The sequence below is a fragment of the Rhodococcus sp. 06-235-1A genome (assembly GCF_002258785.1).
In the GTDB taxonomy this organism is placed as follows: domain Bacteria; phylum Actinomycetota; class Actinomycetes; order Mycobacteriales; family Mycobacteriaceae; genus Rhodococcoides.
Genome location: NZ_NOYI01000033.1, coordinates 124,824 through 138,594, shown reverse-complemented (window position 1 = coordinate 138,594; position 13,771 = coordinate 124,824). Strand labels below are relative to the sequence as shown.

13 protein-coding genes and 1 riboswitch are annotated in these 13,771 nt (G+C 64.1%); of the genes, 11 read left to right on the top strand and 2 right to left on the bottom strand.

What is annotated here, in order from left to right; translation table 11 throughout:
* The first annotated feature begins 40 nt into the window (after positions 1–40).
* The 8 genes from CH275_RS27645 (at position 41) to CH275_RS27610 (ending at position 8,342) form a co-directional block, all read left to right on the top strand.
* Positions 41–1,045: a permease gene (locus tag CH275_RS27645; protein WP_094681330.1), complete on the top strand. Its 1,005-nt coding sequence runs from the start codon at positions 41–43 to the stop codon at positions 1,043–1,045.
* Entirely contained in the window at positions 1,042–1,779 is a 738-nt protein-coding gene (locus CH275_RS27640; protein WP_094681329.1) for a TIGR03943 family putative permease subunit, read from the top strand. The genes CH275_RS27645 and CH275_RS27640 overlap by 4 nt, the downstream gene beginning before the upstream one ends.
* A 45-nt stretch (positions 1,780–1,824) precedes the next feature.
* Positions 1,825–1,887: riboswitch (guanidine-III (ykkC-III) riboswitch) on the top strand.
* 12 nt (positions 1,888–1,899) lie between these two features.
* On the top strand, positions 1,900–2,214 hold the full coding sequence (locus tag CH275_RS27635) for a DMT family transporter (protein WP_094681328.1): 315 nt from the start codon (positions 1,900–1,902) through the stop codon (positions 2,212–2,214).
* 32 nt (positions 2,215–2,246) lie between these two features.
* Positions 2,247–3,050: a hypothetical protein gene (locus CH275_RS27630; RefSeq protein WP_032376325.1), complete on the top strand. Its 804-nt coding sequence runs from the start codon at positions 2,247–2,249 to the stop codon at positions 3,048–3,050.
* Between the two features lie 194 nt (positions 3,051–3,244).
* On the top strand, positions 3,245–4,381 hold the full coding sequence (chvE, locus tag CH275_RS27625; protein WP_094619402.1) for a multiple monosaccharide ABC transporter substrate-binding protein: 1,137 nt from the start codon (positions 3,245–3,247) through the stop codon (positions 4,379–4,381).
* An 8-nt stretch (positions 4,382–4,389) separates the two neighbouring features.
* A complete protein-coding gene (mmsA, locus tag CH275_RS27620; protein WP_094681405.1) occupies positions 4,390–5,928 on the top strand; it encodes a multiple monosaccharide ABC transporter ATP-binding protein in 1,539 nt (512 codons plus the stop codon).
* Positions 5,925–7,256: a multiple monosaccharide ABC transporter permease gene (gene mmsB, locus CH275_RS27615; protein WP_094681327.1), complete on the top strand. Its 1,332-nt coding sequence runs from the start codon at positions 5,925–5,927 to the stop codon at positions 7,254–7,256. The genes mmsA and mmsB overlap by 4 nt, the downstream gene beginning before the upstream one ends.
* 75 nt (positions 7,257–7,331) lie before the next feature.
* A complete protein-coding gene (locus tag CH275_RS27610; RefSeq protein WP_094681326.1) occupies positions 7,332–8,342 on the top strand; it encodes a LacI family DNA-binding transcriptional regulator in 1,011 nt (336 codons plus the stop codon).
* A 47-nt stretch (positions 8,343–8,389) separates the two neighbouring features.
* Here the strand turns inward: CH275_RS27610 and CH275_RS27605 are convergent, their stop codons facing one another.
* Positions 8,390–9,961, bottom strand: a complete 1,572-nt coding sequence (locus CH275_RS27605; RefSeq protein ID WP_094681325.1) for a PucR family transcriptional regulator — start codon at positions 9,959–9,961, stop codon at positions 8,390–8,392.
* A gap of 99 nt (positions 9,962–10,060) precedes the next feature.
* Between CH275_RS27605 and pruA the strand changes: the two genes are divergently transcribed.
* The 3 genes from pruA to CH275_RS27590 all read left to right on the top strand — a co-directional run bounded on the left by pruA (position 10,061) and on the right by CH275_RS27590 (position 13,040).
* A complete protein-coding gene (gene pruA / locus CH275_RS27600; RefSeq protein ID WP_094681324.1) occupies positions 10,061–11,710 on the top strand; it encodes an L-glutamate gamma-semialdehyde dehydrogenase in 1,650 nt (549 codons plus the stop codon).
* Positions 11,707–12,651: a proline dehydrogenase family protein gene (locus tag CH275_RS27595; protein ID WP_094681323.1), complete on the top strand. Its 945-nt coding sequence runs from the start codon at positions 11,707–11,709 to the stop codon at positions 12,649–12,651. The genes pruA and CH275_RS27595 overlap by 4 nt, the downstream gene beginning before the upstream one ends.
* 200 nt (positions 12,652–12,851) lie before the next feature.
* The gene (locus CH275_RS27590) at positions 12,852–13,040 is read left to right on the top strand and encodes a hypothetical protein (RefSeq protein WP_094681322.1); all 189 of its coding nucleotides are present in this window, start codon (positions 12,852–12,854) and stop codon (positions 13,038–13,040) included.
* 197 nt (positions 13,041–13,237) lie between these two features.
* On the opposite strand, the gene CH275_RS27585 is transcribed toward CH275_RS27590, so the two are convergent.
* Positions 13,238–13,639 (bottom strand): STAS domain-containing protein, encoded by a 402-nt coding sequence (locus CH275_RS27585; RefSeq protein ID WP_094681321.1) that lies wholly within the window; start codon positions 13,637–13,639, stop codon positions 13,238–13,240.
* Positions 13,640–13,771: the final 132 nt, after the last annotated feature.

The window sequence follows — 13,771 nt, the reverse complement described above, 5'->3', positions numbered from 1 at the left end:
CCGGCACTCCGGAACCTGGAGGAGGCATGATGGCAGCACCATGGTCGACGCGAACACCGACACCCGCACCAGGGCTCGGCCGGCGGTGTCATCCATGCACGTATTCGCAACTCTGCTCGTGTTGGGCATCGCGACAGGTTCCGACATCGCCCGGTGGGTCGACTCGTCCCCCGCGCTGAAGACCGGAGCGACGGTGTTCACCGGGATCTTCGTTCAGGCGACGCCGTTCCTCGTGCTCGGTGTGCTGGTCAGCGGGAGCATTGCCGCGTTCGTTTCGCCCGCGGTCCTTCGGAAGGTGGTGCCGAAGAACGAGACCGCTGCCGTCGGCGTGACGGGACTGGCCGGAATGGCGCTGCCCGGCTGCGAATGCGGTGCCGTCCCGGTGTCGCGTCGGCTCATGGATCAGGGCGTCCCGACCTCTGCGGCACTGGCCTTTCTGCTCTCGGCACCGGCGATCAACCCCGTCGTCCTGGTCTCCACCGCCGTGGCCTTTCCCGGCGAGCCGGCGATGGTTCTCGCGCGGTTCTTCGGCTCACTCGCCACCGCTCTGTTGATGGGCTGGCTGTGGACCAGGTTCGGCAAGGCCGAGTGGATCTCTGCTCGACTCGCTGATCGCGAACACCGCCACGGAAACTCGAAGTGGGAGACGTTCCGTGAGTCGGCGCGTGCGGATCTGCTCCAGGCCGGAGCTTTTCTCGTGTTCGGAGCGGCGGCCGCCGCATTGCTGCATCTGGTGGTTCCGGACTGGGTGTTCGACCATCTCGCCGGTCAGTTGTTGCTGTCGATCCTGGTGATGGCCGTGCTCGCGGTGATTCTCGCGCTGTGCTCGGAGGCCGACGCATTCGTCGCGGCGAGCATGTCGATGCTGCCGCTGCTGCCTCGGCTGGTCTTCCTGGTGGTGGGACCTGCGGTCGACGTGAAGTTGATGGCGATGCAGGCCGGCAGCTTCGGACGCGGCTTCGTGGCTCGCTTCGCCCCGCTGACGTTCGTCGTCGCGATCGTGTGCGCCTCGGTCAGCGGCTACGCGTTCCTGGGTGCGCGATGAAACGCGAGGTGCAGAATCTGCTGCTGCTGCTTCTCGGCGGAGCCACGGTCAAGATCTCGATGGACGGCACCTTTGTGCGATATGTCAAACCCTCGCTGCATCCGTATCTGCTGACCGCCGGGGTGTTGATCGTCGCCCTGGCGATCGCGTCGATCGCCGCCGACATCCGCCGCGGTGGGCCCGCGGGCGACGGTCATGATCACGATTCACGTCCGTACTGGCTGCTCTTGATCCCGCTGGCGGTCATCCTGTTCGTCGCACCGCCCGCGCTGGGAGTCTCGGCAGTCGGCGATCGATCCGTCACCTCGGCGGCCGATCGCCAGAGGACAGCGTTTCCACCGCTGCCGAACGAGGACGCACCCGAGGTGCCGTTGCTCGACGTCGTGCAACGCGCGGTCAGGGATACCGAGAACAGCCTCGACGGACGGGAGATTCGCGTCACCGGATTCGCCGTCGCCACCGCGAGCGGAGGCTCGCCGCGTGTCGACGGCACGAGAGAAGGCCTCGATCTCGCGCGCGTTCTGATCATCTGCTGTGCGGCCGACGCCAGATCCGTCCGCATCCACCTCGACGCAGGTAGCGGCGCTCTCGACGGAATTCCGGACGGCACCTGGCTGGAGATCTCGGGGACGGTCGACGCGGCGACCGCGACCGAGGAGACCGCATTCACGCCCACGATGACGGTCTTGTCGGTCGAGCGAATCGAGGCACCGGCGAACACGTACGCATACTGAGAGCTCGAAACTTCTGGCCACTACCCGCCAAGATTGGTACGATCGTACAAGTCACTTCCGACAATCGGACGAGCGCACCGTACCCGAACAGCGACAAGACGGTGCAAGGAGTGATTTCTCATGGCTTGGCTGATTCTCGTCGTCTCCGGCGTCCTCGAAGCGATCTGGGCAACCGCACTGGGTAAGTCCGAGGGCTTCACCAAACTCGGACCGTCCGCCGTCTTCGGTGTCGCGGTGGTGCTCAGCATGATCGGTCTCGCGGTCGCAATGCGGTCGTTGCCCACCGGAACCGCCTATGCAGTCTGGGTGGGAATCGGTGCCACCCTCACCGTCGCGTACGCCATGATCACCGGCGAGGAAGCTGCGTCGATTCTCAAAATTGCGCTTCTGGTCGGGATCGTCGGATGCGTCGTGGGACTGAAGGTTCTTCACTGATTTTCCGAGCTACGAGCAGTTACAGTAAAACGATGAACTGGGTGTCAGCGATCACACTGCCCGCGCGCGCCGGAATCGCCATCGCCGAACAGGCGATCGGCGTCGCGGAGGTCGCGCTGGCGACGACCCGGATGGCCTTGGCCACCGGCGCGTCCGGCACCGCAGGGGTGGCCTCGCTCGCCAACCCACGCGGCGGCACGATGCAACTGCTCGCTCAGCTCGGTCAGCTCACCTCCGACGACCGCGCCCTGGGCAACGCACTCAAGGAGGGCGGGCCGCTCGATCGCCTGCTCGCCCAGGGTGGCGTCGTCGATCGACTCACGTCCGAGGACGGCACCCTCGAGCGCCTGCTGTCTCCGGGCGGACCCGTCGAACGCATTCTTGCTCCCGGCGGGCCCCTGGATCGCCTGCTGGCCGAGGACGGGCCCCTCGAACGATTGCTGGCCGAAGGCGGCCTGCTCGACCGCATCACCGCCACCAACGGTCCGCTCGAACGACTGACGGCCACGGACGGCCCCCTCGAGGTACTCACGCGTCAGGACGGCCTTATCGAACGCGCTATTGCCGAAGACGGGATCCTCGAGACGCTGCTCGCCGAGGACGGTCCCATCGAGAGATTGACGGCCAAGGGCGGCCCACTCGATCAGCTCGTCAAGCTGTCCGAGACCCTGACGTCGGTGGCGCCGAACATCGAGCGCATGAGCATTTCGATCGACATCCTGCAGGACTCCGTGGAAATCCTGTCGGCGGCGGTTCATCCGCTGGGAGAGTTGGTCGGCCGGCTCCCGGGCCGGTGGCTCAAGAGCGGGAAGCAGTCGGTCCACGAGCTGCACTGACCTGACCAGCGAACGGCATCGCGAGCGTTCGTCTGCGCATCGATGTTAGCGCTCACACTGGTCACGAGGCCGGGGAAAAGAATTCTTTGACAACGCCGATGTTATCGCTCACACTTTCGTCTTGATGTGATGTGAGGCACACGAGAGGCCTCGACCGCGACCCACGGTCCGATTTCACTACGCAGGGAGAAACGATGAAGTTTCGACACCTATCCATGGCCGCGGCCGCGGTGGCACTCACCCTCACGCTCGGCGCGTGCGGATCGAGCACCAAGACCGCAGACGAGGCTCCGGCCGAAGGCGGCAGCACGGCAGGCGCTCTGATCGGCGTCACGATGCCGACCAAGTCCTCCGCCCGATGGATCGCCGACGGCGACAACCTCAAGAGTGCACTCGAGGGTCAGGGCTACAAAGTCGATCTGCAGTACGCCGAGAACGACATTCCCACCCAGGTCAATCAGATCGAGAACCAGATCACCCAGGGCGCAAAGCTTCTCATCGTGGCTTCCGTGGACGGCACCGCCATCACCACGCAGCTGCAGGAAGCCAAGGACAACGGCATCGGAGTCATCGCCTACGACCGTCTGATTCGCAACTCACCCAATGTCGACTACTACGCGACCTTCGACAACTACAAGGTCGGCGTCGACCAGGCCACGTCGCTTCTCGTCGGCCTCGGTCTGAAGAACGAGGACGGCACCGACAAGGCCGACGCGCCCGCAGGCCCGTTGAACATCGAGGTCTTCGCCGGTTCGCCCGACGACAACAACGCCACCTTCTTCTTCGACGGTGCCATGGAGACCCTGAAGCCGTACCTGGACAAGGGAACTCTGAAGATCGGCAGCGGCGAGTCCGACTTCGAGACGGCTGCAACACTGCGCTGGGACCCCGCCACCGCACAGAAGCGCATGGAGGATCTCCTCACCAAGACGTACTCCTCGGGCCAGAAGGTTCAGGGCGTGCTCTCGCCGTACGACGGCCTGTCCATCGGCATTCTCTCGGCACTCAAGAGCAACGGATACGGCACGGCAGGCCAGCCCTACCCGATCGTCACCGGACAGGACGCCGAGGTGCCGTCGGTCAAGTCGATCATCGCCGGTGAGCAGTACTCCACGATCTACAAGGACACGCGCCAGCTGGCCGAGGTCACGATCCAGATGGCTCAGGCCATGCTCAACGGTCAGACTCCCGAGACCAACAACACCACCGACTACGACAACGGCGACAAGGTCGTTCCCGCGTACCTGCTGCAGCCCGAGATCGTCTACAAGGACAACTACGAGAAGCTGCTCGTCGAGGGTGGCTACTACACCGAGGATCAGTTGAAGTGAGTTCGGCGATGACGAGCCCGATTCTGGAGATGCGCGGCATCACCAAGACATTTCCCGGCGTCAAGGCGCTACAGGATGTCACCCTCTCGGTCGATCGCGGCGAGATCCACGCGATCTGCGGCGAGAACGGAGCAGGCAAGTCGACGCTCATGAAGGTGTTGTCGGGTGTGTACCCACACGACACATTCGACGGCGACATCGTGTTCGACGGTCGAGAGTGCAAGTTCTCCGACATCCGAAGTAGCGAGGCCGAGGGCATCGTCATCATCCATCAGGAACTCGCCCTGAGTCCGTATCTCTCCATTGCCGAGAACATCTTTCTCGGCAACGAGCGGTCCAAGCGTGGGTTCATCGACTGGAACCGAACGAATTCAGAGGCCGCAGCCCTACTGAACCGAGTAGGGCTGCGGGAGAATCCCGTCAACGTCGTGGGCGACCTCGGCGTCGGCAAGCAGCAACTCGTCGAGATCGCCAAGGCACTGTCCAAGGACGTGACCCTGCTGATTCTCGACGAACCCACTGCGGCACTGAACGATTCCGACTCCGCACATCTGCTGGAGCTGTTGCGCGGCCTACGGGACGAAGGCATCACGTGCGTGATCATCTCGCACAAGCTCAACGAGATCGCGGCCATTGCCGACCGGACCACGATCATTCGGGACGGCAAGACCATCAAGACGCTGGACATGCGGGACCCGGACGTCAACGAGGATCGCATCATCTCGCTGATGGTCGGCCGCGATCTCGAGCACCGGTTTCCGCCCCACGAATCGACTGTGGGAGAGGAAGTCCTGCGCATCGAGGACTGGACCGTGCACAGTCCTACCCAGCAGGGCCGGACCGTCGTCGACAAGGCGAACCTCACGCTGCGGCGCGGCGAGATCGTCGGTCTTGCCGGATTGATGGGTGCCGGGCGTACCGAGTTGGCCATGAGCGTCTTCGGCCGAAGCTACGGAATCGACATCTCGGGCCGTCTCTACAAGTACGGCAAGGAAATTCACGTCAAGTCCGTCAACGATGCCATCCATCACGGCATCGCCTACGCCACCGAGGACCGGAAACGGTACGGCCTCAATCTGATCGACGACATCAAGCGCAACATCTCCACTGCGGCGCTGGACAAACTGGTGACGGGAGGCTTCGTCGACGACAACCAGGAGTTCAAGGTCGCCGAGGGCTTCCGGAAGAGCATGAACATCAAGGCACCGAACGTCTCCGCTGTCGTCGGCAAACTCTCCGGTGGCAATCAGCAGAAAGTCGTGCTGAGCAAATGGATCTTCAGCGATCCCGACGTGCTCATCCTCGACGAACCGACGCGAGGAATCGACGTCGGCGCGAAATTCGAAATCTATTCGATCATCAACCAACTCGCCGACGCCGGAAAGGCAGTGCTGGTGATCTCGTCCGAACTTCCGGAACTTCTCGGTCTGTGCGACCGGATCTACGCGCTGTCCGCCGGCCGAATCACCGGTGAGGTCGACCGCGAGGACGCGACCCAGGAATCTCTCATGCATCTCATGACCCGTGGAACAGGAGTACTTCGATGAACCAGCTGTCGACCGTTCGGGGGCTGCTCACGCGAAACCTCCGACAAAGCGGAATCTTCATCGCTTTCGCGCTGATCATCGTGCTCTTCACCGTGCTGACCGGCGGGCAGCTTCTGGTGCCGCAGAACATCAGCAACATGGTGGTGCAGAACTCCTACATTCTCATTCTCGCCATCGGCATGGTGGTCATCATCATCGCCGGCCACATCGACCTGTCCGTCGGATCGGTGGTGGCGGCCACCGGAGCCATTGCCGGTGTCCTGATGGTTCAACAGAACGTGCCGTGGCCATTGGCGGTGCTGATCACGTTGATCGTCGGCGGTCTGATCGGCGCCTGGCAAGGCTATTGGGTCGCGTACTTCGGCATTCCCGCGTTCATCGTCACCCTGGCGGGGATGCTCGTCTTCCGCGCCGTGACTCTCATCGTCCTCGGCAACCAGGGCATCGGGCCGTTCCCCGGGCCGGTGCGCACACTGTCCAACGGCTTCCTGCCCGGTTTCATGGGCAATGTGGGCCTCGGACCGTTGGGCGGGGCAGATATCTTCACGTTGCTCGTCGCGATTCTCGCGGTCGTCGGAATCGTCTTCAGCCAGTGGCGTTCTCGAACGGGTCGGCAGAAGTACGGCCAGACCGTGGACGCGATGCCGCTGTTCCTGATCAAGATGGCGTTCGCCGCCGCTCTCGTACTTGCCATCGCAATCCAGTTGGCCCGCTTCAAGAATCTGCCGTACGTGCTGATCCTGCTGGCCGTATTGGTCATGGGTTACTCCACGCTGGCCGGCAAAACCGTGTTCGGTCGGCACGTGTACGCCATCGGCGGCAACATTCACGCCGCGTCCCTGTCCGGCATCAAAGTCAAGCCGGTGACCTTCTGGATCTTCGTCAACATGGGCGTACTGTCCGCCCTCGCCGGAATCATCTTCGCCGGCCGACTCAACCAGGCGGGCCCCACCGCGGGCAACGGCTTCGAGCTCGACGCTATCGCAGCAGCCTTCATCGGTGGCGCAGCAGTTCAGGGCGGCGTCGGCCGCATCGTCGGTGCGCTTACCGGCGGCCTCATCATCGCCGTGATCAACAGCGGTATGTCGCTCATCGGCTCGCCCAGCGAGCGCGTACAGCTCGTCAAGGGTCTGGTACTTCTTGCCGCGGTGGCGTTCGACATCTGGACCAAGCGCCGAGCCGCGAGCGGTAAGGGCAGTAAGGGTGACAAAGCCGCCCCACCGAGCAGCTACCTGGGCGTGCCCGTACCCGCAGAAATGTTCTCCGGTGCCGAGCCGGGTAAGCCTGCACCCACCACCACCGGTCCTGCGGTGAACACACCCACGTGAATCACGTGGTGGCGGGCACCGCAGGCCCGGGCATGCTGTGATTGTGTTCGACGACGCGAGAGGAGCTGCACCACGATGACGCCGACACGCGGACCGGCCATGACCGATGTCGCCCGGCTCGCCGGCGTATCCCACCAGACCGTCTCCCGCGTCATCAACGGTCATCCCAACGTGACCGAGGCGACGAGAGTCAAAGTGCACGAGGCGATCTCGGAGCTCGGGTATCGCCCCAACACCGCCGCCCGCGCTTTGGTCACCGGCCGCAGCCGGACGATAGGAATCGTGGGAACCGGAAACGCTCTCTACGGTCCGGTCTCCACGCTCTACAGCATCGAATCTGCTGCACGACAGGCCGGGTACTCCGTCGTCGTCGGCGTCCCCACCTCGTTCGACGAGTCGGCGATCATCACCTGCGTCCGTAGATTGCAGAAACAGGGCGTCGACGGCGTCGTCGTGATCGCACCACTGCGTACCGAAGGCGGCGACATCGCCCACCTGGCCGGCGAACTGCCGCTGGTCGCCGTCGAGGGGTCGCCTGCAGGCGAGATGGCCGTGGTCTCGGTCGACCAGATCGCCGGGGCGCGTGCCGCCACCGCACATTTGCTCGGACTGGGACACAGTGCGGTGTGGCACGTCGCTGGGCCTCTGGGTTGGTACGAGGCAGGCGACCGCGTCACCGGATGGCGACTCGCCCACGAGGATGCAGGCATCGAACCACCTCCCACCCTCAGCGGCGACTGGACCGCGCGATCAGGGTTCGCAGCCGGACGAGAATTGGCCGAGAATGCCGATGTCACAGCAGTATTCGCTGGCAATGACGCAATGGCACTCGGGATCTTGCGCGCACTGGAGGTACACGGCAAGCGAGTGCCGCACGATGTCAGCATCGTCGGATTCGACGATGTGCCCGACGCAGAATTCTTCTCACCACCGCTGACCACCATCCGCCAGGAATTCAGTGAGGTCGGCGTACGCAGCGTCGAGATTCTGTTGAACCAGATCGACTCCGGAAGCCGAAGCACCCGACGATCGAGCATCGAACCGAGCCTGGTGATTCGAGCGAGCAGCGGTGCTGCACGTGCATGAAAGTTCGTAGCCTGCTACGAATTTCCGTGCACGTGCGGCGAAGCCGCTCACATCCGCAACTGGATCTCGACCAGTAGCCGCGCATCGGGATCGGTGAGATCGAGGTCCAGGATCTGCTCGACGCGTCGAATGCGATAGCGCAGGGTGTTCGGGTGAATGTGCAGCCGCTCGGCAGCGGATCGAACATCGCCGAAGCACGCCAGATACGTCTCGAGGCTTTCACGCATGCGAGAGTCGTTGGTGGCGTCGTATCGGTCGAGATCGGCGATACGCGGGTCTCGGAGTTGTTCGTGATTGCCGATCAGTTCGAGAATTTCTCCCAGCAGCACAGAGGTTCTCGATTCCTCGAGCGTGGTGACGCGCACCTCGCCGGTGGTGGCGTCCAGCACCCGGTCCACCTCGAACCTGGCCACGGCCACACCATCGAGGTCGGCGACCGGGGCAGCCACCGCGGCGCGCAGTGCCAGTGACGTTCGCGTCTCGATCCGCCCGACGGCATCGGCGGTCCACCCCGAAATCCCCGTGCCCGACGCCACCCCGGGAAACAGTGCGTAGATTCTCTCGCCGATGGTGGTGACCAGAGAGTCTCGTCGAAATGCGCTGGCGTGCAGGCGGATGGCCGGTGCCAGTGCGGCGATCTCGAATTCTCCACAGGGAGCGAATCCCACGACCGCCGCCGATCCCGAGGTGGGTATCGACAGCGCGGATGCGAGCGAGGGAACGTCCACTCCGCCGCCTCTGGCCCCGAGCAGGCGTTGTATCTGCAGGGTCTCGTTGGTCGGGGCGTTCGCGATACGCGTGATCAGTCGGGCGGCGACGGCAGAGGCCCCGCGCAGCACCGCGTCGGCGTCGTCGGCGAGCGACGCGACCCCCTCCTGCACCCAGATCGTCCCGAGAGTCGTTGGGCTGCCCGATATCCGGCGGATCCCGACGGCGAGGCGTCGGCGAATTCCCAGTTCGACGTCGGCGGGTACGTCGATGACGTCGTCGGTACGACGGAGGCGATCGAAGACGCCGCGCTCGTGCAGTCTGCGCAGATAGTCGGCCGGGCCTTCGCGCCCGAGGATCGACAGGGTTCGGAGCTCGTCGGCCGCGTCGTCGGATGCCGAGTACGCCAGCACGTGCGAGCGCTCGTCCTCGATGCTCACCATGCCTTTCGTCAGTGCCGCGACCGTCTGCGCGAGTTCGTAGAGGTCGGTGTCGGCTCCGAAGGTTCCGTCGTCGGGACCGTGCGACCGCACTTGATCGAGAACTCCGCGCGTCATCGACAACAACAACTCCCAGCGCGTCTGCCGGTGCACGGCGACCAACGCGATACCGGTCTCGCGCGCACCGTGGGCCAGCGCAGCCGAGTCGGCAACCTTCGTCAGGACCGCGAGCGGCCTGTCCGCCGCAGGACGCAGCGCGAGATCGTCGAACCACCGCACCACGTCGGCCTCGGTCACCCCCACCAACAGCGCCAGATCGGCGGATGCCCCCGGGGGAAGGTGCAGATCGTCGACGTCGAGCAACGCCACGGAGCCGACGGCCATGTCGATTCCCGCGGGCGCGACCACCAGTTCGACGACGGCGCTGTGCAGCGAACCCAGCAACGATCGCAACGTCATGGAGTTGGCCATGCGGACAAGTAGACCACGAATTCTTTGGCCGATGGGCTGATTGAACGCGTGCCGGATGGGACTTCAATGGGCATCACACATCGAAGACGAGGAGCAGCCATGGACGCCGTCACATCCGTTCCCACCCCCACCAACGAGCCGGTCAATACCTACGCCCCGGGGAGCGCGGAACGCGCCCGCCTCCGGACCAGCCTGACCGAACTCCGGACATCGCCCGTCGAGATCCGCCAGGTCATCGGTGGCGTTCACCGCGTTGCCGACGGCCCGATGGAGAACGTCGTCGAGCCTCATCGCCACTCCTCGGTCATCGGTCGTTTCGCCGGTGCCGGTCACCAGGATGTGCGCGACGCCATCGATGCCGCCAGCGCGGCCGCGCCGATGTGGCGAGATCTGCCCTTCGACGAACGAGCTGCCGTGTTCCTTCGTGCGGCCGATCTACTGTCCGGGCCGTGGCGCGAAAAAATCGCTGCAGCAACGATGCTCGGCCAGTCCAAGTCGGCCTACCAGGCCGAGATCGACGCACCGTGCGAGCTGATCGACTTCTGGCGGTTCAACGTCGCATTCGCTCGGCAGATACTCGCCGAGCAGCCCGTGTCGGCACCGGGAGTGTGGAACCGAGTCGAATACCGTCCGCTCGAAGGCTTCGTCTACGCCATCACCCCGTTCAACTTCACCGCTATCGCGGGCAACCTGCCCACGGCGCCTGCTCTGATGGGCAACACCGTGCTGTGGAAGCCGTCCCCCACCCAGGCCGTGGCCGCATACCTCACGCTGCAGCTCCTCGAAGCGGCCGGACTGCCACCGGGTGTGATCAACCTCGTTCTCGGTGACGGACCGATGGTGTCCGAAGTGGCCCTGGCCGATCCGCGACTGGCCGGAATCCACTTCACCGGATCCACCGCGACCTTTCAAACGCTGTGGCGCGAGGTGGGCAACAACATCTCGAACTACCACTCGTACCCCCGGCTGGTCGGCGAGACCGGCGGTAAGGACTTCATCGTTGCGCACAGCTCCGCCGATCCGGATGTGCTGACCACGGCCATGATTCGCGGTGCATTCGACTTCCAGGGACAGAAGTGCTCGGCAGCGTCGAGGGCCTTCGTACCGAAATCTCTGTGGTCTACGATGGGCGATTCGTTCATCGAGCACGTCTCGGCGCTGAAGTACGGCGACGTGACCGACCTGTCCAACTACGGCGGAGCCGTCATCGACCGAAAGGCGTTCGACCGCAACGCAGCTGCTCTCGATCGGGCGAAGTCCGTGCCCAGCCTGACCATCGCCGCCGGTGGTACCTGTGACGACTCCGAGGGCTACTTCGTCTCCCCCACCGTTCTTCTCGGTGACGACCCCACCGACGAGGCTTTCACCACCGAGTACTTCGGGCCGATCCTGGCCGTGCACGTCTACGACGACAACAAGCCCGACGCCTACGCCGACACACTGCGCACAGTCGACTCCGGATCGAAGTACGCACTGACCGGGGCGGTCATCGCCACCGACCGCACTGCCGTCGAACAGGCCCATGCCGCACTGCGATTCGCAGCCGGAAACTTCTATGTCAACGACAAGCCGACCGGCGCAGTGGTGGGTCAGCAACCGTTCGGCGGAGCCCGCGCCTCGGGAACCAACGACAAGGCCGGCTCACCGCAGAACCTGCTGCGCTGGACCTCGGCCCGCACCGTGAAGGAAACGTTCGTCCCACCGACCACCCACGGCTACCCGCATCAGGAAGGCGAGGGCACGCGATGACCACCCTGCTGAACAATCCTCTCCGGCCTGCGTTGCTGGCGGCGGCACGGTCACCGAAACTGCAGGCAACGGTGACGCGGATGCGGGCCACCCGAGCTCTCGTCGACCGCTTCGTGGCGGGCGAATCGGAGCCCGCGGCCGTCACCGCCGTCGACGCATTGTTGGCAACGGGTCGGTTCGTCTCCGTGGACTACCTCGGTGAGGACACCACCGATCGCGCTCAGGCGAGCACCACCGTCGACGCCTACCTCTCACTGATACAACGCTTTTCGACCCAGCGGAGCAGCGCGACCGCGCTCGAGGTCTCGCTCAAGTTGTCTGCGCTCGGCCAGGGAATCGATCGCGATCTCGCACTCGAGAACGCACGGAAAATCTGTACTGCCGCCGCCGCGGCCGGGGTGTGGGTGACGGTGGATGCCGAGGACCACACGACCACCGATTCGACGCTGTCGATCGTTCGCGAACTCCGCGTGGACTTTCCGGATCTGGGCACGGTGCTGCAGGCATACCTGAGGCGAACCGAAGCTGACTGCACGGAGTTGTCCGGACCGAGATCGCGGATACGACTGTGCAAGGGGGCGTACAACGAACCGTCCTCGGTGGCATTTCAGGGAGCACGAGAGGTGTCCGACTCCTACCTAAGGTGCCTGAAGATACTGATGGACGGCCGCGGCTACCCGATGGTGGCCTCACACGACCCGGAGATGATCGAGGCAGCAGAGCAGTTCGCGACGTCCGCAGGCAGGTCGTCGGAGGACTTCGAGTTCCAGATGCTCTACGGGATACGCGAACCCGAGCAGCGCCGACTCGTCGACGCCGGCCGGCACATGCGCGTGTACGTCCCGTACGGATCGCAGTGGTACGGCTACTTCATGCGCAGGCTGGCCGAGCGCCCCGCGAACCTGATGTTCTTCGCCCGATCGGTGCTCTCGCGCACGTAAGAGTGCCCCGAAGAACTCGTTCACCGCACCACCCGGTCGCCGCAAACGCGCGCGCGTTTGTCATCCGCGCGCAGAATCTCATCGTTTCGGAGGCGATTCTGCGCGCATTCGACGAATGCGCGCGCGTGCGCGAATCCCAGGAGTCGGCTGCGGAGTCCCGACGTGGATTAGGTTCTGCGACATCGGGGCACCCTGGCTGCATGGCAAATTACAGAGTTATCGATCCGCACGGATCCGTCGTCGACACCAAGGACATTTCGAGTTCCGAGGACGCGCACGCCTGGTTCAAGGACAGCAAAGCAGACAACGAAGAGTTGGGCTGGCGGCTCGAAGTGGAGCACGACGGCGAGTGGGCGTTCTTCAGTGACTCCGAAGGAACCAAAGACTAGTCCGCTTGTGCTGCAACAGTTTCGGACGATCCCGAACTTCGGTCACACCGTCGATCGGGATCGTCCGATCTGTGAATCGGGGTACTGTGAATCGAGGTTGTGCGACCGGGGGCCGAACGAACAGTGGGCAGCCCCTGTACAGGAGCTGCCCACCTCTTGTCGCGGCGATGATCGCCGGAGTACTGATCGCCTGAGTACTACTTGTCGTTCGAGGGTCGCGCTGTCGGGATCGTGGACTCGAGGTCGGCGACCCGGAGTAGACGGGAGACCGACCGTCCTGCGACGACCGACCAGGATGCGCCGATGCCGGCCGTGTACTCGTGAACTGCATCGAAGACGGTAAGACCCGCGATGCCGAAGAAATCGACATCGGACAGATCGAGAGTGACATGCCTCTTGCTGGACATGCGGCTGCAGACGAAATCGGAGAACATCGGCGCGCTGCGCATGTCGATGTCGCCATGGACGGCGACGACGAGTGAGCCGTCGGGGCCGTCGTGCGCGGTGAAGATTGCTCCGGTTGCTGCGACGGACACGGACTTCTCCGCGACAGTCACCGGGGTGGTTCGAACTTTGTTGCCTGAAGATTCAACACTCATGGCAGATCCCATCGATCGGTCGAACTGAGGGGGAAACCGATTGACGAAGCGGGAGCAGAATTGTTGCCTGACCCGGACGCCGACTTCGCTGCGTTTCCCCGTGACCGGCTGTTAGCTCAACCGCAGCCAACC